We start from the raw sequence: 18,831 nt of genomic DNA, 5'->3' as shown, positions 1-18,831 counted from the left end.
AGGGGTGGCCTGCGTGGCGGGGACCCGCCGACCGGCGGGTGGACGCGGTTTTCAGGGGGCCGCGGCGTCCGGGGCGGCGGTCCGCGCCAGTTCGGTGCCGGCCTGTGCCGCGGTGCCGTCGGCGGCGCACCGCAGGGCGGTGTCCAGGCCGCGGCGGAGCTGGCCGGCGGCCTCCACGGGACGGCCGGACTCGCGCAGGGCGACGCCGTGGGCGACCAGCGCCCGGGCGAGCAGGTGGGCCGGCGGGGAGGCCGCGAGGTGGTCGACGGCCTCGGTGAGCAGCTTCAGCCGTTCGGGTCCCCCGCTGACCTCGGCCGCGACCAGCAGCGCGTGGCCGATCGCGGACCTGGCGCCGTACTGCCGCGCCCGGGTGAGGGCGTCGAGCGCGGTGTACCGGGCACGCTGCGGTGCGTCGTGCGACTCGGCGAGCGCGAGGTGCAACTGCCAGGGGCACCAGGCGGGGTTGCGCATGCCGCGGGCGTCGAGCCGGCGGCCGACCGCGGACAGCTCCGCGCAGGCCTCTTCGTGCAGGCCGCGGGCCAGCAGCAGCTCGCCGTGCACGGCCTGGGCGTCGGGGAAGGTGACGGCGGCCGGGAAGGGCTCGCGGAACGCGTGCTCGGCGGCCAGCTCGGTCGCTTCGGCGGTACGGCCGCGGGCCAGCAGCACCGCGATGAGGACGGCGACGGAATACCACTGCACGGGGGTGCCGCGCCCGACGCGCTCGGCGAGCCGCAGGCCGTCGCGGGCCAGCTCCTCGGCGTCGGCGAGCCGGCCCTGCCGGTAGCGGACGTAGCCGAGCAGCAGCAGCCCGAAGGACAGGTGGGCGCCGCGCCACCCCTGCCGTTCGAAGTCGGCGATCCCGGTGGCGAACAGCTCCTCGGCCCGCTCGGGCCGGTCGGCGTAGAGGTACGTCATCGCGACCAGCACCGGCACCTCGAAGCCCCAGGCCTCGTCGGCCCACGGCAGGCCGCCGTCCAGGGCGCGGCCGGCGTGCCGCAGCACGGTGGAGACGTGCTCGCCGCGCAGGGTGGCGTCCCAGGCGCGCAGCCCGATGATGTACCGCTCGGTGAGGTCGCGGCCGGTGAGCCGGTCGGCGAGCCGGGTCAGCCGCCGGGAGCGGCCCGGCGAGTCGGGTTCGTCGGCGCGGAAGGCGTCCCACATGAACTGCTCGGCCTGCATCCGCAGCCGGGTGCGGGCGCTGGTGGCGGTGCGGGCGGCCTCCGCGACGACCTCGGCGGCCTCGCCGAGCCGGTCGCTGTGCGCCAGAGACTGCGACAGCCGGAAGACGATGCCGTCGCGCAGCGCGGGGTCGCTGATCGGCTGCCGCAGCGCGGCCCGCAGGTGGTCCACGGTGACGGACGGTTCGAGGAGCTGGGAGGCGCAGCCCAGTTCGTAGAGCACCTCGGCGCGCTCCTCCTGCGGCGGGGGTTCGCGCAGCGCCCTGGCGAGGTGGCCGCGGGCCGCCTCAGGGGCGCCGGCCCGCAGCGTCTCGCGGGCGGCGGCGCGCAACTGGTGGACCACCCACGGGTCGCCCTCGGGGCGGGTCTCCAGCAGGTGCCGGGCGGCGGCGGACGGGCCGAGCCCGGCGTCCACGACGGACCAGGCGGCCTGGCCGTGCAGGGCGACCCGTACGGCGTCGGGTATCGCGTGGTAGACGGTGGTGGCGATCAGCGGGTGGGCGAACTCCAGGGTGCGGCTGCGGGTGAGGATCCGGGCCTCGCGGAGCCGGTCGGCGCAGTCGGCGGTCTCCTCGCTGCCGAGCCCGGCGACGGCCGCGGCCAGTTCCGGCGGGACCTCGGTGCCCAGGACCGCGGCGGCCCAGGCGAGCCTGACGGTGGAGGGCCCGAGCCGCTCCAGCCGGTTGACCAGGCCGCTGCCCTTGGTGGCGGCGGCGAGGTCGCGCAGCAGGTGGGTGCTCGAACCGTCGGGGGTGACGCCGCGGTCGCGCAGTTTCGCGGTCAGCTCGACGGCCTCGAAGGGATTGCCCGCGGTGACCGCCCAGCACTCGCGGCAGAAGGCGTCGTCGGCGTGCTCGCCGACCGCTTCGCGCACGAGGCGGCCGACGGCGGCCGGGGTGAGCGGTTCCAGGCCGATCGGGCGGTGGCCCGCCCTGCCGGGCAGGCCGCGGAAGGACTCGGCGCCGGCGGGGAGTTCGTCGGGCCGGTAGGCGACGACGATGAGCAGGGCCAGGTCCTCGGCGCGCGGGGCGAAGGCCGCCAGCCAGTTGAGCGACTGCGGGTCGGCCCAGTGGGCGTCGTCCAGGACCAGGACGGCCGGTGCGCGCTGCACGGCGAGGTGGGTGAGCACCCAGTCGAGCCCGTCGCGGATGCCCTGCGGGTCGGGGGCGGCGCCCTCGGCGGTGCACAGGCCGAGCGCCGGGCCGACGATGCCGTACCAACTGCCCAGCGTGGCCCTGATCTCGGTCTCGGCGGCGCCCGCGAGCTGGGGTTGCAGCAGTTGCCGCGCCACGTGGAAGGCGACCTGCTGCTCCTGGTCGCCGCCGCGTGCGGACAGGACCGTACAGCCGCGGCGGGCGGCGCGTGCGCGGACCTCGGTGAGCAGCGTGGTCTTGCCGAGCCCCGCGGCTCCGGCGAAGGCGAGCAGACCGCCGCGGCGGCGCGCACCGGGCTGTCCCGCGCCGTCCGGGAGCAGGCCGTCGAGCTCGCTCAGCGCCTCGTCGACGGCGACGAGTTCGGCCTCGCGTTCGAGCAGCGCGCGCAGGCTGCGCGTCTGGTGCTGCGACATGCGCACCCCCCTGGCGACCGGGCCGCGCGCCCGGCGCACACCGCGCCGCGCGGACATCTGCCCGATGGCCCCACAGCGTACGCCGTCGGCTGCGGTGTGTAAGCATGAACGGCCGTGCCGGTCGGCCACTGGCAGGGGACTCGGCCGGCACGGCGCTGTGGGCGGCGGCCCGTTGGGAGGCACCCTCGCGGCCGACCTCCGGGGAGCCTGCCACGCCGCCCGCCCGACCGGCCAGGTCCCGCGGGCCACGCGCCACACCTGTTCTCCCGTGCGCCCCGGATGCGCCCCCGTTACCACCCGTAGCACCCCCCGGCGGGACCGTGCTCGGGCCGTCCCGCACCTGCCGGTGACCGGGCGTCAGCCCCTTCCACCGCGGCCGGGGCCGGTGCGGTGCCTGGCGTCTGAGCGGGACCGTGCTCGGGCCGTCCCGCACCTGCCGGTGGCCCGGCGTCAGCCCGCCCCGCCGCTGCCGGGGCCGGTGCGGTGCCTTGCGTGGTGGCGGGCGACGCGGGCGCGGTTGCCGCAGGCGGGCTTGCACCACTCCTGGCGGGCGTGCTCCTTGACGAAGTAGCGAACGCAGCGCGGCGCCGGGCAGGCGCGGAGCAGGTCCAGGTCGGGGCTGGTGAGGAAGCCGATGGCGTGCCGGGCGAGCGCGGCGGCGAGCAGGTCGGCGGCGGCGGGCGTGCCGGCGACGGTACGGCTCGCGGTGGCGGGGCCGTCCTGCGGCCAGTCCAGGCGCGGGGTGACGGGGACCAGGGCCGCGGCGGCGTTGAGCCGGTCCAGGGCCTGCCGGGCGGATGGCAGCCGGCCGGCGTCGGCGGAACTGGGCGGCCCGGGCAGCACCGCGCGGGCGAAGAGGGAGCGGACCGCGGTGCGCACGTCGAGGGCCGCGGCGAGCGCCGCTGCGTCGGCGGTGAAGGTCGCGGCGGTGTACGGCCCTGCGGTCAGGTCGGCGCGCAGGCCGTCGGCGTGGGCGCGCACCCAGCCGGTCAGCGCCGCCGGGTCGGCGAGGTCGTCGGCGACCCCGCCGTGGCCGTCGTGCCGGATCGTGACGGCGAGATCCAGCGCGAGATGATCAGCGTGCATGAGCTAATGCTACGCTCGCCGAACACCATTAAGACGGAGGGGGTGCCTGTGTCCGATCTCCGCGAACTGCTGCGCGGACTCGACGTTTTCTCGGGCGATCTGCCGGACTTCGACACCGACACGCTGCCCGCGGACCCGCGGGAGCTGTTCACCGACTGGCTGCTCGCCGCCGTGCGCGCCGGCGTGCGCGAACCGCACGCCATGACCCTGTCCACGATCGGCACCGACGGCGATCCGTCGGCCCGGGTGCTGATCGTCAAGGACGTCTCACCCGACGGCTGGCACTTCGCCGCCGACGCCACCGGCCGCAAGGGGCGCGAGCTGGCCGGCCACCCGGCGGCGGCGCTCACCTTCTACTGGTCGCCGCAGGCCCGCCAGGTGCGGGTACGGGGCCGCGTCACCGCGGGCAGCGGCGACGCGAGCGCGGCGGACTTCCTGGCCCGCTCCCCCGGCGCCCGCGCCGAGACGCTGCTCGGCCTGCAGAGCACCCCGCTGCCCGACCTGGCCGGCAGGGACGCCGCCGTACGCGAGGCCGCCGCCCGTGTCGACCGCGAAGGCGGGCTGGTCGCACCCGGCTGGACGCTCTACACGCTGCGCCCGGACAGCGTCGAGTTCTGGCAGGGCGACCGCGACCGCCGGCACACCCGGGTCGCCTACACACGCACCGAGGACGGATGGAAGCGGGGACTGCTGTGGCCGTGACGGACCGGGCACCATCGGAGGAGGACCTCGACCTGCGCGCCGCGCTGGCGGAGGGTCATATCAGGCTGCGCGGGCTGCTCGCCGGGCTGACCGAGGACGCGGCCCGCGCGCCGAGCGCGCTGCCGGGCTGGACCCGCGGCCATCTGCTCAGCCATGTCGAGGGGGTCGCGCGAGCGCTCGCCCGGCAGGCGCGCTACGCGCTGCGCGGCCGGACGGTGGAGGTCTACGACGGCGGCAGGGCGGCCCGTGACGCGGCGATCGAGGCCGGACACGGCCGCGGCGCGGCGGAGTTGGCCGCGGCGGTCGGGGACGCGCTGGACGAGGCGGAGGCGTCCTGGGACGCCGTCGGACCCGGCGACTGGCGGCGGCCGGTGGCCTATCGCGACGGCACCGTGCGGACCGCGGGGCTGGCCTGGTGGCGGGAGCTGCAGATCCACACCGCGGACGCGCTGCTGGGCACGGGCCCCGACAGCTGGCCGCCGCACCTGTGTCTCCACCTGGTCGACTTCCTGGCCGTACGGGTGCCGGCCGGGACCGAGCTGCGGCTGGCCGCGGTGGACGCGGACCGCTCCTGGACGCTCGGCGAGGGCGAACCGGTCGCGGTCGAGGGCAGGCTCACCGACCTGGCGGCATGGCTGGCGGGACGTGCGCCGCAGCGGCCGTTGACCGGCGGTCCGCTGCCGGAGCTGGGCAACTGGCCGTAAGGCCGCGACCCGGGCCACCGCGAGCCGCCGGGCGTACGGCCGTGCCGTGTCGTACGCCCGACGGGCGGGCCGTCAGGCGACGGGCCGTCAGGTGAGGTCGAACTCGCCGTCGCGCGCGCCGAGAACGAAGGCACGCCATTCGGCCGGGGTGAAGATCAGCGCGGGGCCGTCGGGGTGCCGCCCGTCCCGCATCGCGATATAGCCCTCGACGAAGGCGATCTGCACATCCCCGCTGCCCTGGCTGCTGGACAGCCACTCCGCATCCGTCAGATCCAGTTGCGGCTTCTTCCCGCTGGCCAACGGCTGTCCTGTGGTGCTTTCCGCCACGTCCGCTCTCCTCCCGTGTCGTCCTTCCCGTCCAGCCTATCGGCCGTGGCGCACGCCGACACAAGATGACGGAAGCCGCCCGCCGCGGGGCGGGACGTGATCGCCGGGCGGTCGGCTCCGCGACTGCTTGCGAGCGGACCTGCACCCTTGTGAACACCCGGCGGCCGACCGGACCCTGCGGGTAGGGTCCGGTCATGACCGCACATGATCACGAACAGGGAGCCGGGTCCGACACGGGTCCGTACGCCGGGCGAGCGGCGGACGCGAGACCGGCCCGCGAGTCCCCGCTCGCCCCCGGCCTCGATCCGGCCCGCACCGCACTGGTGATGATCGACCTCATGGACCGCATCGTGGCCTTACCGCTGGCCCCCTTGCCAGGCCCCGACGTGCTCGCCGCCGCGCTGGGCCTGGCGGCGGCCTTCCGCGAGGCGGGCGCCCCGGTGGTGGCCGTCAGGGCGCAACGCCCCGGCGTGGCCGAGCAGCCGGCCGGCAGCGGCCTGGCGGAGGGGGTCGCGCAGGACGGCGACATCCTCGTCGTCAAGCAGACGGTCGGCGCCTTCCACGGCACCGACCTGGACGAGCGGCTGCGGGCGCGCGGCGTCGACACCCTGGTGATGGCCGGCGTCGCCACCAACCTGGGCGTGGAGTCCACCGCCCGGGCCGCCGCCGACCTCGGCTACCGGCTGGTCTTCGCCGAGGACGCCATGTCGGGTCTGACGGCGGCCGAGCACCGGGCCGCGGTGTCCCTGGACTTCCCGCGCTTCGGGACCGTGGTGACGGCGGCGGAAGTGGAATTCGCCGCCGCGTGAGGCCCTTGCCGACCACGACCCGCTGCTGATCGCGCGAAATACCGCGGTCAGCAGCGGGTCGTGGTCCGCAGCGGGAAGACCGCGCGCAGCCGGGCGCCCGGCGGCGGGCAGGGGACGACCTGGAGGGTGGCCCGGTGCGCGAGCGCGATGTCGCGGGCGATGGACAGGCCGAGCCCCGAGCCGCCGGTGTCGCGGGTGCGGGCGTGGTCGAGCCGGGTGAAGCGGTCGAAGACGGTGGCCCGGTCCTCGGGACGTATGCCCGGCCCGTCGTCGGTGACGTCCAGGCGGGCCTGCCCGGACCCCGCCTCGTGGGTGAGCGCCACGGTCACCGAGCCGGCCGCGTGGCGCACGGCGTTGTCGACCAGGTTCGCCACCAGCCGGCGCAGGTGGTCGGGCGAACCGTCGACCAGCAGGTCGGGGGTGAGCCGCAGGGCGACCCGGACGTCGGTGCGCGGGCGGGCGCGGGCCGCCTCCTCGGCGACGATCTGCGCCAGGTCGGTCTCCCGGGTGCGGATCGGCTCCCGGGCGTCCAGTCTGGCGAGCAGCAGCAGGTCGGCGGTGAGGGTCTGCAGCCGCTGCACGTCGTCCAGCGCACCCGCCGCGAGCCGCCGCTCGCCGGGGCGGGCGAGTTCGAGCCGGGTCCGCAGCACCGCCATCGGGCTGCGCAGCTCGTGCGCGGCGTCGGCGACGAACTGCCGGTGCGCGCCGACCGCGGTCTGCAACCGGTCGAGGGTGGCGTTGACGGTACGCGCCAGGGCGCCGATCTCGTCCCGGGACGCCGGTACGGGCACCCGTTCGTGCAGGTCGCGCGCGGTGATGTCGGCGACCTTCGCACGGATCGCGGAGACCGGGCGCAGCGCCCGGCCGACGGCGAGCCAGGTGAGCCAGGCGACCAGCGCGAGCAGCGCGGGGATGCCCGGGACCAGCACGGCGCTCAGGGTGCGCATGGCGGCGCGGGCCGGGGCCAGGGAGGCGGTGCCCACGACGGTGACGGTGCCCTTCCCCGTCTCGACGCGCCGGCTGATGACCACGATGCCGCCGGCCTCCTTGGGCGGACTCCCCGGCGGCGGGGGCGTCCCGTCGGGGGCCGACCCCGGCGGGAGGCCTTCCGCCGCGCCGCCGAGGTGCTTCGTACCGGGTGCCAGGCCGGTCGCCTGGATCACCGCGGCCTTGTACTCGGCGTCCCGCTCGGCCAGCGCGTTGGCCGAGTCCGTCAGGCTGGCGTGCAGCGCGGTGAAGAGCGCGACGGCGGCCACCGCGAGGGCGGCGGCCACGACGGCGGTCGCGGCGAGCGTGGTCCGCAGGCGTACACCCATCTCAGGCCTCCAGCCGGTATCCGGCGCCGCGCACGGTGCGCAGCGTCGTACGCCCGAAGGGCCTGTCGATCTTGCGGCGCAGGGCGCTGATGTAGACCTCGACCACGTTGGAGTCACCGTCGTAGGCGAAGTCCCAGGCCCTGGCGAGCAGTTCGGACTTGGGCACCACCTCGCCCGCGCGCCGGGCCAGGCAGTGCAGGATCGCGAACTCCTTGGGCGTCAGGGCGATCAGCACATCGCCCCTGCTGCACCGCAGCCCCGCCGGGTCGACCCGCAGGTCGCCCACCGACAGCACCGCGGGCCGCTCCCGCACCCCGCGCCTGACCAGCGCCCGCAGCCGGGCGAGCAGCACGACGTAGGAGAACGGCTTGGTCAGGTAGTCGTCGGCGCCGGTGTCCAGCGCCTCGGCCTCGTCGTACTCGCCGTCCATGGCGGTGAGCATCAGGATCGGCGTCCAGACGCCGGCCTCGCGCAGCCGGGCGCAGACCTGGTAGCCGTTCAGCTCCGGCAGCATCACGTCGAGCACCATCACGTCGTACGGCTGCTCGGTGGCCATCCACAGCCCCTCGCGCCCGTCATGGGCGAGGTCGACCGCGAAGCCCTCCCTGCACAGGCCGTCGCTGAGCAGTTCCGCGAGCCTGAGTTCGTCTTCCACCACGAGTATGCGCACGCAGTCAGGGTGCAGGGCCGTACCTAAGGCGAACATGAAGATCATCCGCCGGCTCCTCAGGTCCGCTTCAGGCGCCCGCGGCGAGGCTGCTCGGAGCCGGATCGACCGATCACGGCGAACCTCCCACAGGAGTGGCCAGACCATGAACAAGAAGAGGATCCTCGCGGGGATCGCGCTCACCGCCGGACTCGGCCTGACCGGTGTGGCGACCGCGCCGGTCAGCGGTGCCGCCACCGCGCCGTCGGCGTCCGGCCGTACGGCCCAGGCGCAGCCCGCCAAGGCGGCGCCCGGCCACAAGGCAGGAAAGCAGATCGTCTGCATCGTGCGGATCGAGGGGAAGGGCGGCACGAAGGGCGGCCTGCCGAAGCTGCCGCCGCTGCCCGGGAAGCCTGGCAAGCCCGGAGCACCGGGGAAGCCGGGCGCGGCCGGGAAGACCACGGTGAAGGTCGTGAACGGCAAGGTCTACGTCAACGGCAAGCTCGTCCCCAAGGGCACGGTGGGCACCCCGCCCAAGGGCGGCGAGTGCCCGCCGCTGCCTCCGCTGCCCCCCAAGGGCGGCAAGGGCGGCAAGCAGGTCGTCATCATCCGGCGTGACGGCGGCGGCACGACCACGAAGGGCGCCCCGGGTGCGGGCGCCGGCGAGGCGGGCCTGACGACGTCGGGCGCCTCGGCGTCCGCCGTGCTCGGCTGACGCCGAGCGGCCTGACGGAGCGGCCCGCGTGTGCACGGCACGGGGACGCGGGCCGCTCCGGGTGGATTTCTGTACCTACTAGTATGTACACTGCGGGCATGGAGACGTCGGAACGGTTGATCGAGAGTGCCCAGGCACTGCTCTGGGAGCGCGGCTACGTCGGCACCAGCCCCAAGGCCATCCAGGAGCGGGCGGGCGCGGGCCAGGGCAGCATGTACCACCACTTCCGCGGCAAGCCGGACCTCGCCGTCGCGGCGATGCGCCGCAGCGCCGGGCAACTGCGGGCGCAGGCCGAGGAGCAGATGGCGCGCGGCGGCACGGCGTTGGAGAAGGCCACCGCCTACCTGGTGCGCGAGCGCGACGCGCTGCGCGGCTGCCGGGTCGGCCGGATGGCGATGGACCCCGACGTCGTCGCCAGCGCGCAACTGCGCGAACCGGTACGGGAGACCTTCGACTGGCTGACCGGCCACCTCGCGGCGGTCCTCGCCGAGGGCGTGGCGAGCGGTGAGCTGCGCCCCGGCCTCGACCCGGACGACACCGCCACGATGATCGTCGCCGTCGTCCAGGGCGGCTACGTCCTGGCCCGCGCCGCCGGTTCGCAGGAGCCGTTCGACAGTGCCGTGCGCGGGGCGGTCGCGCTGCTCGCCGCCCAGGCCGCCTGACCGTCCTCCCGACGCCCCGGGCGTACGCCCGCACCTCACCGCAGGAGCAAGCACCCGTGCACGCGATGAACTACCGGATCACCCTGCCCGCCGACTACGACATGGAGATCATCCGCGAGCGGGTGGCTACGAAGGGCCACCTGCTCGACGACTTCCGCGGGCTCGGCCTCAAGGCCTACCTGACACGGGAGCGGGGCGTCGACGGCTCCCCGGTCAACCAATACGCGCCCTTCTACCTGTGGAACACCGCGGAAGGCATGAACAGCTTCCTGTGGGGACCCGGATTCCGCGCCCTGGCCGACGACTTCGGCCGGCCGGCCGTGGAGCACTGGACGGGCCTCGGCTTCGTCCGCGGCCCGTCCTTCACGGCCGCACCGCGGGCCGCGGGCCGCCGCTCGCAGCGGATCGCCCCGGGCGAGGACCTGGCCGAGGTGATCGCCCGCGCCCTGGAGGACCTGGCGGAGACCGCCACCCGGCCGGGACTGCACTGCGCCGCGCTGCTGGTCGACCCGCGGCACTGGGAGCTGCTGCGCTTCAGCCTGTGGCAGGACGCGGCGCCCGAGGAACCGGGCGAGGACCGGCACCAGGTGCTGCACCTGTCCGCGCCCGGCATCGACGACATCAGGACAGGACGGCAATGGTGATGCGGAAGGCCACGATCGACCGCGAGGCGGGCTACCGGCTGATGGGTGAACTCGCCGGCCCCGAGACCGTCGAAGGCACCCTCGCCGGGCTCGACGCCCTCGCCCCCGGCTTCCCCGACTGGATCGTGACCAGCCTCTTCGGCGGCACCTACCAGCGCGAGGGGCTGGCGCTGCGGGACCGGCAGATCGCCACCCTGGCCGCGCTCACCGCCCTCGGCGGCGTCGAGCCGCAGCTGGACGACCACGTGCGCAACAGCCTGCGCATCGGCGTCGACGCCAAGGAGATCATCGAGGTGATGGTGCATCTCGCGCCGTACGTCGGCGTGCCCAGGGCGCTCGCCGGGCTGCGGGTCGCGGCCGCGGTGCTCCGCGAACAGGAGCAGCCGGAGTGAACGCGATCCGTACGGTCCTCGGCGACATCGAGCCTGCCGCCCTCGGGGTGTGCGACGCCCACGACCACCTCTTCCTGCGCAGCCCCGCGCTGACCGGGCCGCAACTGGACGACCCGGCCGAGGCGCTGACCCGGCTCACCGCCTTCCGCGGGCTCGGCGGCCAGGCGCTGGCGCAGTGGACCCCGTTCGGGATGGGGCGGGGGGTGGCGGACCTCGTCGCGGCGTCACGTGCCACGGGGGTGCACGTGATCGCCGCGACGGGGCTCCACCAGGAGGTGCACTACGACCCCGGCACGCTGCGGCGGCTGCGCCGCGGCGACGCTCTGGCGGCCCTGTTCGTCACCGAGCTGACCGAGGGGACGATCGCGGGCACCGACCCGGGCGGTACGCCCGGGGCGGTGAGAGCCGGGATGATCAAGGTCGCCGGAATGTTCCACGCCCTGGACGACCACACCCGGTGGGTGATGACCGCGGCGGCACACGCGCATCACGCCACCGGGGCGCCCATCGGCATCCATCACGAGATGGGTACGGCGGCGGTCGACGTGCTCGCCCTGCTCCACGGCGAGCTGGGGGTGCCCGCGCGCAGCCTGCTGCTCGGCCACCTCAACCGGTTCCCCGATGCCGGGGTGCACCGGGAACTGGCCGCCGCCGGGGCCTACCTCGCCTTCGACGGCCCGAGCCGCGCCCACCACGCCACGGACCCGTGGCTGGTCGACAGCCTCGTCGCCCTCGCTGCCGCGGGCCACACCTCCCAGCTGCTGCTCGGCGCCGACACGACCTCCCCGGGCGCCGGCCCGGGCGCGCCCTACCTCCTCCACACTTTGCGCCCGCGGCTCACCCGGGAACTCGGTGATGCGGCGGTCGATGCGATCTTTCGCCGCAATCCCTCCTCGGCGCTGGGCGCGCCCTGGCCCGGGTGAGGGGGCGGCCCCTCGCGCCGGGCCCTGCGGGGTGCGCTCCCCCGCGGTGCGGGCGCGGTCCCTCGCGGCCCTGGGGGTGCCCCTTCCGGGTGCGTCGCCCCCTTCCCGGCGCCGTGGCTGGTCGCGCAGTTCCCCGCGCCCCTCGGGTGGCTGCCCCGTGCGGTGCGTTGCTTTCCTTCCCGCCTCTTCGGCGGGGCGCGCAGTTCCCCGCGCCCCTGGGGGGGTGCCCCTTGCCGAGACGTCGCTTCTCTCCCGACATCGTGCTGGTCGCGCAGTTCCCCGCGCCCCTACGGGCCTGCGTCCTCCTACGCCCAGAGGTGGCCCCTGGCTTGGGCCTTGCCCTTCTGCCCGCGGTAGGCACGCTTTTCTCGGGTGCGGGGAACTGCGCGCGCAACCACCACCGCGCCGCGGGCGAGCAACGCACCGGATGGGGCAGTCACCCCCGGGGGCGCGGGGAGGGGGCGTCGTCGTGGAGGAAGGCGCGGACTTCGGAGAGGTAGTCCGCAGGGCGCGTGTCGTGGATCATGTGGCCGGCGTCGATGGTGACGAGGCGGGCGGCCGGGATGCGGGCGGCGACTCGGGCCAGGTCGGATTGGCGGAGGTGGCTGGTGGGGCCGCCGGCGATGATCAGGGTCGGCGCGGTGATCTCCGCGAGGCCGTCCCAGTGCCGCGCGGCAGGCGCGTTGCGCTGGCGGGCCGCCTCGGCGACGGCCCGCCAGTCGTAGCGGACGGGGTCGGGTCCGGGGCCGGTGACGAGGGGGCGGGGCGGGTCGGCGGGGAAGGGCAGCGGGCCCTCTTCCAGGACGAGCCGGTCGACGGCGGCGGGCCGGTCCATCGCGACCAGCGAGGCGACGATGGTGCCGAGGGAGTGGGCGACGACCGTGACCCGGTCGGCCCCCAGCGCGTCGAGCAGTGCGAAGACGTCGTCCCGCATCGCCTCGAAGGCGTAGTCGCCGGGGTGGTCGCTGTCGCCGTGGCCGCGCAGGTCGGGGGCGATGGTGCGCCAGCCGTCCGCGGCGAGGGCGGCGGCGACCGCCGACCAGGAGCCGCGGTCCTCGCCGAGGGCGTGCAGGAGCAGCAGCAGCGGGCCGTCGGCCGGCCCTGCCAGCTCGCAGACCAGCCGCACCCCGTTGACCTTGTATTCCCGTACGTCGCTCATGCAGGTGACGGTAGTACGCAGGGGTCGGCGCGGTCCCGGCTGTTCGCGGTGGGCCCAATGGGCGGCGCGCTCACAGGCGCTGCGGGCCGTTCCGCTGCGCCGCCACCCGGTCGTAGAGGATCTGCGCCTCGGCGGTGCGGCCCAGTTGCTCCAGGCACTGGGCCTCGTCGTTGCGGCTGGTGAGGGTGTCGGGGTGGGCGGGGCCCAGGACCTGCTCGCGGGCGTCGGCGACCTCGTGGTAGACGGTGAGCGCTCCGGGCCAGCGGCCGAGCCAGCCGAGGCCGACGGCGATCTCGCGTTTGCTGACCAGCGTGTCGGGGTGGACGGGGCCGAGGACCCGTTCCCGTACGGCGGCCACGTCGCGGGCTTCGGCGAGCGCCCGCTCCCAGTGGCCGAGCCGCCCGAGGTTGACGCCGAGGGCGTGCCTGGCGCGCAGCGTCTCGGCGTCGGTGGAGCCCGCGGTCCTGGTCCTGGCCTCGACCAGGGTCTCGTAGAGCGTCAGCGCTTCCGCGCTGCGGCCCAGACGGCCCAGGCAGATGCCGATCTCGTAGTCGACCGCGAGCGTGTCCGGGTGGTCGGCGCCCAGGACGCGGGTCCTGACCGCGGCCACGTCGCGGTAGACGTCGAGCGCCTCGGCCCAGCGGCGGGAGGTGCCGAGCATGTGGCCGACCTCGAAGCGGGTGACGAGGGTCTGCGGGTGGTCGGCGCCCAGGACGCGGGTGCGCGCGTCGGCGACCTCCACGGCCATGGCGAGCGCCTCCGGTGTGCGGCCGAGGCGGCCGAGGTTGAAGGCCAGGTTGTGCTTGCACTGGAGGGTGTCGGGGTGGTCGGGCCCGGTGGTGCGGACCCGGGCGGCCAGCACTTCGGCGTACTCCTGGTGGGCCTCCAGGAACCGGCCGAGCAGGCCGAGCGCGTAGGCGGCCTCGTGCCGGGCGGCCAGCGTGTCGGGGTGATCGGGGCCGAGCACCCGGGCGCGGGTCCCGCCGACGTAGGCGTACAGCTGCAGCGCCTCTTCGGTGCGGCCGAGGCCGGTGAGGCAGTATGCGGCCTCGTAGCGGCTGGCGAGGGTGTCGGGGTGCTCGGCGCCCTGGGCGTGGTCGCGGGCGGCGGCGACGGCGGTGTGCAGGTCGTAGGCCTGGCGCCAGTTGCCGACCCGGGCGAGGTCGATGCCCTCCGCGTGCCGGTCGGCCAGCTCGGTGAGCACGCCGGGGCGCGGCCTGGCCGGCAGGCCGCGGGTGGACCAGGCGCCGGTCAGCTCGTGGTGCGGCACGCTCGCGGTGTGCCGGGGGCGGGTGGAGACCGCGGCTGTGCCGGTGGTCAGCTCCCGCGCCCAGCCGGGCAGTTCGGCGGCCGGGGCGGTCGTACGGGGGTGCGGCTCGGCGCCGCTGCTCGTGCCGGCCCGCAGCGCTTTGAGCCGGCCGCCGACGTCGGCGGCGTCCTGCGGGCGGTCGTCGGGGGACTTGGCGAGCAGGTCGAGGATGAGCCGCTCCAGGTCGACCGGCAGTTCGGGGCGGCGGGTGCGCGGCGGCTCCGGCACGTTGTCGCGGTGGCCGACCAGGATCGCCCACGTGTCGCCGAGGTCGAACGGCGGCGCCCCGGTGGCCAGTTCGTAGAGCACGCAGCCCAGCGAGTACAGGTCGCTGCGGTGGTCGACCTCGCCGGAGGCGCCGATCTGCTCGGGCGACATGTAGTGCGGGGTGCCCATGGCCACGCCGGTGCCGGTCAGCCGGGAGGTGAAGCCGATGTCGTGGCCGAGCCTGGCGATGCCGAAGTCGCAGATCTTCACCCCGCCGTCGCTGAGCCTGATGATGTTGGCCGGTTTCAGGTCCCTGTGCACGACGCCCTGCGTGTGGGTGTAGGCGAGGGCGGAGGCGACCTGCTCGGCGATGTCGATGATGTCGGGGACGGGCAGCGGGTGCCGGCGGGCGTCGTCCAGGACCTGGAGCAGATTGCGGCCGTCGAGCAGCTCCATCACCAGGTAGAGCACGCCGTCGTGCTCGCCGAAGTCGTGGACGACGGTGATGCCGCGGTGCTGGAGCGCGGCGGCGACCCTGGCCTCGCGCCGGAAGCGCTCCTGCAGGATGCGGGTGAATCCGGCGTCCCTGGCCTGTCCGGCGGGCTTGAGGCACTTCACCGCGACCCTGCGGCCCAGCGACTCGTCCAGGGCGCGCCACACCTCGCCCATGCCGCCGCGCCCGATCAGCTCGTGCAGCCGGTAGCGGCCCTGGATGAGGGTGCTGTGCTCCTCCGCCCCGCCCTGCCCGTGGTGGTTCCCGTGATGTCCCGCCGCCATCGCGCGCCGCCCCCGTGGTCCTCGGTGCTTCCCCGCTCCCAGTATGGCCGCGCGAGGCGGCGCACGGCACCTCGCATCAGGGCATAACGCCTCAGGGCGCGCCTGCGGCCTCCTCGCGCAGCCGCCGCGCCGAGGGGCGGCTGCCGGGGCCGAGCCGGCCGACGGCTCCGAGGATGTGCCCGGGCGGCAGCTGCCGGCGCAACCGGGCGGGCACGGCGCGCAGCAGCCGTCCCGCCGCCCGCAGCCGCCGGTCGGCCGCGGCCTGCGAGGGCGCGGGCCATCCGTACAGCTCGTGCGCCCACGGTTCCAGTGCGGCCCTGGCGGTGCCTGCCACCGCCCGCCACACCGCGAGGCGGGCCGGCAGCAGGGGCCAGGGCACCGGCGGCGCCTTGAGGAAGCTCGCGACCTCGGCGGACTCCGGGGTGGCGGCCAGCTGCGGCCGTACGGCCTCGAAGTAGCGGGCCAGCCCCGCGGTGTCGGCGGGGACGCCGGCGGGGTCGAGGCCGACCAGCCGGGCCGCCTCGCGCTGCTCGTCCACGTAGGCGTCGGCCTGCGCGTCGGTCAGCGGGTGGCCGGATCTGCGGGCGACCTGGAGGTAGGAGTCGATCTCGGCGCAGTGCACCCATAGCAGCAGGCCGGGTTCGTCGACGCCGTAGCGCTCCCCGGTGTCGGGGTCGGTGGCGTCCAGCCTGCGGTGGATGCCCCGGATGCGGGCGCCGGCCCTCTCGGCAGCGGGGGTGGTGCCGTAGGTGATCCCGCCGACGAACGAGGCGGTCCGCAGCAGGCGTCCCCAGGCGTCCTGCCGGACGTCGGAATTCTGCGCGACCCCGCGCACCGCGCGCGGGTGCAGCGCCTGCAGATACAGCGCCCTGATGCCCGCCACCGACATGACCGGGTCCGCGTGCAGCTGCCAGGTCACCGAGTCGGGCCCGAACAGCCCCGGGTCGGTTTCGCCCATCGCGGCCTCCTTCACCGCCCACGGTAACGGCGCCGGCGCACGCGCGGGACGGGTCCGCGCTACTGCGCCCGGCCGCCACGTGGTGCCCGCCGGGCGCCGGAAACGTAGGCTGGAGACCACCATGGTCGTGCGGACGGAGTAGCCGATGAAGATGCTGATCAACGTCGCCGAGAACGTGGTCGCCGATGCGCTGCGCGGATTCGCCGCCGCGCATCCCGAGCTGACCGTCGACGTCGAGCGCCGGGTGATCGTGCGGCGCGGCGCCCCCTACGAGGGCAAGGTCGGACTGGTCTCCGGCGGCGGGTCGGGGCATGAGCCCCTGCACGGCGGATTCGTCGGCAAGGGCATGCTGGACGCGGCCTGTCCCGGTGAGGTCTTCACCTCGCCGGTGCCGGACCAGATGGTACGGGCGGCGGCCGCGGTGGACAGCGGCGCCGGGGTCCTGTTCATCGTGAAGAACTACACCGGTGACGTGCTGAACTTCCAGATGGCTGCCGAGCTGGCCGAGGACGAGGGCGTGCAGGTCGTCAGCGTCCTGGTGGACGACGACGTGGCCGTCACCGACAGCCTCTACACTGCGGGCCGGCGGGGCACGGGCGCGACGCTCTTCATCGAGAAGATCGCCGGCGCCGCCGCCGAGGAGGGTGCCCCGCTCGACCGGGTGGCGGCACTGGCCCGGCAGGTCAACGCGGCGTCCCGCACCTTCGGCGTGGCGCTCAGCGCGTGCAGCACCCCGGCCAAGGGCGGACCGACCTTCGACCTGCCGGAGGGCGAACTGGAGTTGGGCGTCGGCATCCACGGCGAGCCCGGCCGGGAGCGGCGGGCCATGATGACCTCGGGCGAGATCGCCGACGTCACCGTCGAGGCGGTCGTCTCCGACCTCAACCCGGACGGCCCGGTCCTCGTGCTGGTCAACGGGATGGGCGCGACCCCGCTGCTGGAGCTGTACGGCTTCAACGCCGAGGTGCAGCGCGCGCTCGCCGAGCGGCGTGTCCCGGTGGCCCGCACCCTGGTCGGCAACTATGTGACCTCGCTGGACATGGCGGGAGCGTCGGTGACGATCTGCCAGGTCGACGAGGAGCTGCTGCGGCTGTGGGACGCACCGGTCTCGACCCCCGGCCTGCGCTGGGGCTGCTGATCCCGGTCCCCCGCCGGCCGCCCACCGGGCCGGCGGACCACCGGCACGTAATCCGTACCACCGGCGTATCCCGTACCACCGGCGAAAGGACCGCGCGACCGCGATGAACGCAACCCCCGATCCCGAGGCTCCGGTCGACGCGGCCTTTGTGCGCCGCTGGCTCGACGCGGCCGCTGCCGCGATGGACCGCGAGTCGGCCCGGCTGACCGAGCTGGACTCCCCCATCGGCGACGCCGACCACGGTACGAACATGCGGCGCGGCTTCCTGGCCGCGCGCACGGCGGTCGAGCAGGACCCGCCGGAGACTCCCGGCGGCGTGCTGGTGCTGGTCGGACGCACGCTGATCAGTACGGTCGGCGGCGCGTCGGGGCCCCTGTACGGCACGCTGCTGCGGCGGGCGGGCAAGGAGCTCGGCGAGGAGCAGGCGGTCTCGGCGGCCCGGCTGCGGGACGCGCTGCGCGCCGGCGTCGACGGTGTGGCGGCGCTGGGCGGCGCCGGGCCGGAGGACAAGACCATGCTGGACGCGCTGCTGCCGGCACTGGACGCGCTGACCGGCGCCCTGGACGCGGGCGGCGGGGCGGCGGACGCCCTCGCCGCGGCGTCCGCCGCGGCCGACGAGGGCGCGAAGGCGACCACCCCGCTGCGGGCCCGCAAGGGCCGGGCCAGCTACCTGGGTGAGCGCAGTGTCGGCCACCAGGACCCGGGGGCCACCTCGTCGGCGCTGCTGATCACCGCGCTGGCCGAGACCGCGCGGGGGGACGTATGAGCGCCCCGCTGGTGGGTGTGGTGCTGGTCTCGCACAGTGCCCAGGTGGCCAGCGCCGTCGCGGACCTCGCCGTGGGCCTGACCGGGGGCGGCGGCGACGTGCCGGTCGCCCCGGCGGGGGGTGGTCCGGACGGCGGGCTCGGCACCAGCTCCGACCTGATCGCCGCCGCGGCCCGCTCGGTGGACCGCGGGGCGGGCGTGGCGGTGCTCGCCGACCTGGGCAGTGCCGTCCTGACCGTCAAGGCGCTGCTCGCCGACGACGAACTGCCCTCGGGTGCGCGGCTGGTGGACGCGCCGTTCCTTGAGGGGGCCGTCGCCGCGGTGGTCACCGCCTCGACCGGCGCCGACCTGGACGCGGTCGCCGCGGCGGCGGCGGAGGCGTACACCTACCGCAAGACCTGACCGCCGGCCCCCTCCGCGCGAGGTCGCGCGGAGGGGGCCGGCGGGCGTGGCCGGTCAGCGCCCGTAGACCAGCAGGGCGCGGACCATGCGGCAGGTGGTGTCGGACGGCTCGTGGACGCCGATCCGCTCCGCGGTGTCGCGGATCCGGCGGTTGCCGGCCTGACCCGGCTCGTAGATTCCGGCGTCGAGCAGGGCTATCACCAGGCGCATGGTCTTCAGGCGGCGGTTGTGCGCGACATACCAGCCGCGCGGGCGGCCGGCGGGCAGTGGCTTCCTGGGGAGTGGGGACTTCGGGGCGGACAGTACGGCAACAGCCATCGGCATCCTCCTGCGACGTCGGGCCGACCCTGACGAACACTGTCCATTTTACTGCCAGGCACTGACAAAGTCCGCTGGCCAGACGGTATTTGGCGAATTCGTGTGCGAGCCGGCCCGCGGTCGGCCT

General features: G+C 75.5%; 20 protein-coding genes. 11 read left to right on the top strand and 9 right to left on the bottom strand.

All coding sequences use genetic code 11. The features are described 5' to 3' along the window. Window positions 1–51 precede the first annotated feature (51 nt). Window positions 52–2,745, bottom strand: a complete 2,694-nt coding sequence (locus BUE44_RS09565) for an ATP-binding protein (RefSeq protein WP_079189616.1) — start codon at window positions 2,743–2,745, stop codon at window positions 52–54. A 450-nt stretch (window positions 2,746–3,195) separates the two neighbouring features. Beyond that, window positions 3,196–3,831: a CGNR zinc finger domain-containing protein gene (locus tag BUE44_RS09560; RefSeq protein ID WP_073496100.1), complete on the bottom strand. Its 636-nt coding sequence runs from the start codon at window positions 3,829–3,831 to the stop codon at window positions 3,196–3,198. 48 nt (window positions 3,832–3,879) lie between these two features. Between BUE44_RS09560 and BUE44_RS09555 the strand changes: the two genes are divergently transcribed. Continuing rightward, window positions 3,880–4,533: a pyridoxine/pyridoxamine 5'-phosphate oxidase gene (locus BUE44_RS09555; protein WP_235001984.1), complete on the top strand. Its 654-nt coding sequence runs from the start codon at window positions 3,880–3,882 to the stop codon at window positions 4,531–4,533. After that, window positions 4,524–5,237, top strand: a complete 714-nt coding sequence (locus tag BUE44_RS09550) for a maleylpyruvate isomerase family mycothiol-dependent enzyme (RefSeq protein WP_235001983.1) — start codon at window positions 4,524–4,526, stop codon at window positions 5,235–5,237. The genes BUE44_RS09555 and BUE44_RS09550 overlap by 10 nt, the downstream gene beginning before the upstream one ends. 87 nt (window positions 5,238–5,324) lie before the next feature. Here the strand turns inward: BUE44_RS09550 and BUE44_RS09545 are convergent, their stop codons facing one another. Further along, on the bottom strand, window positions 5,325–5,564 hold the full coding sequence (locus BUE44_RS09545; RefSeq protein ID WP_073496095.1) for a DUF397 domain-containing protein: 240 nt from the start codon (window positions 5,562–5,564) through the stop codon (window positions 5,325–5,327). 326 nt (window positions 5,565–5,890) lie between these two features. Here BUE44_RS09545 and BUE44_RS09540 point away from each other — a divergent pair, with 326 nt between their 5' ends. After that, on the top strand, window positions 5,891–6,373 hold the full coding sequence (locus tag BUE44_RS09540) for an isochorismatase family protein (RefSeq protein WP_073496239.1): 483 nt from the start codon (window positions 5,891–5,893) through the stop codon (window positions 6,371–6,373). Between the two features lie 47 nt (window positions 6,374–6,420). Here the strand turns inward: BUE44_RS09540 and BUE44_RS09535 are convergent, their stop codons facing one another. Both BUE44_RS09535 and BUE44_RS09530 read right to left on the bottom strand, forming a co-directional pair. Continuing rightward, window positions 6,421–7,689, bottom strand: coding sequence for a sensor histidine kinase (locus BUE44_RS09535; RefSeq protein WP_073496093.1), 1,269 nt, complete (start codon window positions 7,687–7,689; stop codon window positions 6,421–6,423). Between the two features lies 1 nt (window position 7,690). After that, window positions 7,691–8,359 (bottom strand): response regulator transcription factor, encoded by a 669-nt coding sequence (locus tag BUE44_RS09530; protein WP_073496237.1) that lies wholly within the window; start codon window positions 8,357–8,359, stop codon window positions 7,691–7,693. Window positions 8,360–8,501: 142 nt separating this feature from the next. Between BUE44_RS09530 and BUE44_RS09525 the strand changes: the two genes are divergently transcribed. The 5 genes from BUE44_RS09525 (at window position 8,502) to BUE44_RS09505 (ending at window position 11,671) form a co-directional block, all read left to right on the top strand. After that, a complete protein-coding gene (locus BUE44_RS09525) occupies window positions 8,502–9,050 on the top strand; it encodes a hypothetical protein (RefSeq protein ID WP_073496091.1) in 549 nt (182 codons plus the stop codon). Between the two features lie 98 nt (window positions 9,051–9,148). Then, window positions 9,149–9,712, top strand: a complete 564-nt coding sequence (locus tag BUE44_RS09520) for a TetR/AcrR family transcriptional regulator (RefSeq protein ID WP_073496090.1) — start codon at window positions 9,149–9,151, stop codon at window positions 9,710–9,712. Window positions 9,713–9,768: 56 nt separating this feature from the next. Next, window positions 9,769–10,356 (top strand): DUF4865 family protein, encoded by a 588-nt coding sequence (locus BUE44_RS09515; protein ID WP_073496088.1) that lies wholly within the window; start codon window positions 9,769–9,771, stop codon window positions 10,354–10,356. After that, complete coding sequence (locus tag BUE44_RS09510; RefSeq protein WP_073496086.1) at window positions 10,350–10,748, top strand: carboxymuconolactone decarboxylase family protein; 399 nt, start codon at window positions 10,350–10,352, stop codon at window positions 10,746–10,748. Before BUE44_RS09515 ends, BUE44_RS09510 begins: the two co-directional genes overlap by 7 nt. Further along, window positions 10,745–11,671, top strand: a complete 927-nt coding sequence (locus BUE44_RS09505; protein WP_073496083.1) for a phosphotriesterase family protein — start codon at window positions 10,745–10,747, stop codon at window positions 11,669–11,671. The genes BUE44_RS09510 and BUE44_RS09505 overlap by 4 nt, the downstream gene beginning before the upstream one ends. Before the next feature lie 436 nt (window positions 11,672–12,107). Here the strand turns inward: BUE44_RS09505 and BUE44_RS09500 are convergent, their stop codons facing one another. The 3 genes from BUE44_RS09500 to BUE44_RS09490 all read right to left on the bottom strand — a co-directional run bounded on the left by BUE44_RS09500 (window position 12,108) and on the right by BUE44_RS09490 (window position 16,081). Next, on the bottom strand, window positions 12,108–12,830 hold the full coding sequence (locus BUE44_RS09500; RefSeq protein WP_073496081.1) for an alpha/beta fold hydrolase: 723 nt from the start codon (window positions 12,828–12,830) through the stop codon (window positions 12,108–12,110). A gap of 70 nt (window positions 12,831–12,900) precedes the next feature. Then, the gene (locus tag BUE44_RS09495; RefSeq protein ID WP_073496079.1) at window positions 12,901–15,123 is read right to left on the bottom strand and encodes a serine/threonine-protein kinase; all 2,223 of its coding nucleotides are present in this window, start codon (window positions 15,121–15,123) and stop codon (window positions 12,901–12,903) included. 91 nt (window positions 15,124–15,214) lie between these two features. Then, window positions 15,215–16,081 carry an oxygenase MpaB family protein gene (locus BUE44_RS09490; protein WP_073496077.1) on the bottom strand — a complete coding sequence of 289 codons (867 nt, stop codon included), beginning with the start codon at window positions 16,079–16,081 and terminating at the stop codon, window positions 15,215–15,217. 145 nt (window positions 16,082–16,226) lie between these two features. Between BUE44_RS09490 and dhaK the strand changes: the two genes are divergently transcribed. From dhaK to BUE44_RS09475, 3 genes are all read left to right on the top strand, one after another. Beyond that, window positions 16,227–17,219, top strand: coding sequence for a dihydroxyacetone kinase subunit DhaK (dhaK, locus tag BUE44_RS09485; protein ID WP_073496074.1), 993 nt, complete (start codon window positions 16,227–16,229; stop codon window positions 17,217–17,219). A 103-nt stretch (window positions 17,220–17,322) separates the two neighbouring features. Continuing rightward, complete coding sequence (gene dhaL / locus BUE44_RS09480) at window positions 17,323–17,985, top strand: dihydroxyacetone kinase subunit DhaL (RefSeq protein WP_073496072.1); 663 nt, start codon at window positions 17,323–17,325, stop codon at window positions 17,983–17,985. After that, a complete protein-coding gene (locus BUE44_RS09475; protein ID WP_073496070.1) occupies window positions 17,982–18,386 on the top strand; it encodes a PTS-dependent dihydroxyacetone kinase phosphotransferase subunit DhaM in 405 nt (134 codons plus the stop codon). Before dhaL ends, BUE44_RS09475 begins: the two co-directional genes overlap by 4 nt. A 54-nt stretch (window positions 18,387–18,440) precedes the next feature. Here BUE44_RS09475 and BUE44_RS09470 read toward each other — a convergent pair whose 3' ends face one another. Beyond that, entirely contained in the window at window positions 18,441–18,704 is a 264-nt protein-coding gene (locus BUE44_RS09470; protein ID WP_073496068.1) for a hypothetical protein, read from the bottom strand. Between the last annotated feature and the right edge of the window lie 127 nt (window positions 18,705–18,831).

The sequence above is a fragment of the Actinacidiphila paucisporea genome (genome assembly GCF_900142575.1).
GTDB classification, from domain to species: Bacteria; Actinomycetota; Actinomycetes; order Streptomycetales; family Streptomycetaceae; genus Actinacidiphila; species Actinacidiphila paucisporea.
This window is presented reverse-complemented; position numbering and strand designations above follow the sequence as displayed.

Bases quoted from the DNA above. Each gene is read 5' to 3' on its own strand.
- BUE44_RS09525 (WP_073496091.1), top strand. From the start codon at position 8,502: ATGAACAAGAAGAGGATCCTCGCGGGGATCGCGCTCACCGCCGGACTC.
- dhaK (WP_073496074.1), top strand. From the start codon at position 16,227: ATGAAGATGCTGATCAACGTCGCCGAGAACGTGGTCGCCGATGCGCTG.
- BUE44_RS09560 (WP_073496100.1), bottom strand. From the start codon at position 3,831: ATGCACGCTGATCATCTCGCGCTGGATCTCGCCGTCACGATCCGGCAC.
- BUE44_RS09510 (WP_073496086.1), top strand. From the start codon at position 10,350: ATGGTGATGCGGAAGGCCACGATCGACCGCGAGGCGGGCTACCGGCTG.
- BUE44_RS09470 (WP_073496068.1), bottom strand. From the start codon at position 18,704: ATGGCTGTTGCCGTACTGTCCGCCCCGAAGTCCCCACTCCCCAGGAAG.
- BUE44_RS09490 (WP_073496077.1), bottom strand. From the start codon at position 16,081: ATGGGCGAAACCGACCCGGGGCTGTTCGGGCCCGACTCGGTGACCTGG.
- BUE44_RS09535 (WP_073496093.1), bottom strand. From the start codon at position 7,689: ATGGGTGTACGCCTGCGGACCACGCTCGCCGCGACCGCCGTCGTGGCC.
- BUE44_RS09540 (WP_073496239.1), top strand. From the start codon at position 5,891: ATGATCGACCTCATGGACCGCATCGTGGCCTTACCGCTGGCCCCCTTG.
- BUE44_RS09475 (WP_073496070.1), top strand. From the start codon at position 17,982: ATGAGCGCCCCGCTGGTGGGTGTGGTGCTGGTCTCGCACAGTGCCCAG.
- BUE44_RS09565 (WP_079189616.1), bottom strand. From the start codon at position 2,745: ATGTCGCAGCACCAGACGCGCAGCCTGCGCGCGCTGCTCGAACGCGAG.
- BUE44_RS09520 (WP_073496090.1), top strand. From the start codon at position 9,149: ATGGAGACGTCGGAACGGTTGATCGAGAGTGCCCAGGCACTGCTCTGG.
- BUE44_RS09495 (WP_073496079.1), bottom strand. From the start codon at position 15,123: ATGGCGGCGGGACATCACGGGAACCACCACGGGCAGGGCGGGGCGGAG.
- BUE44_RS09500 (WP_073496081.1), bottom strand. From the start codon at position 12,830: ATGAGCGACGTACGGGAATACAAGGTCAACGGGGTGCGGCTGGTCTGC.
- dhaL (WP_073496072.1), top strand. From the start codon at position 17,323: ATGAACGCAACCCCCGATCCCGAGGCTCCGGTCGACGCGGCCTTTGTG.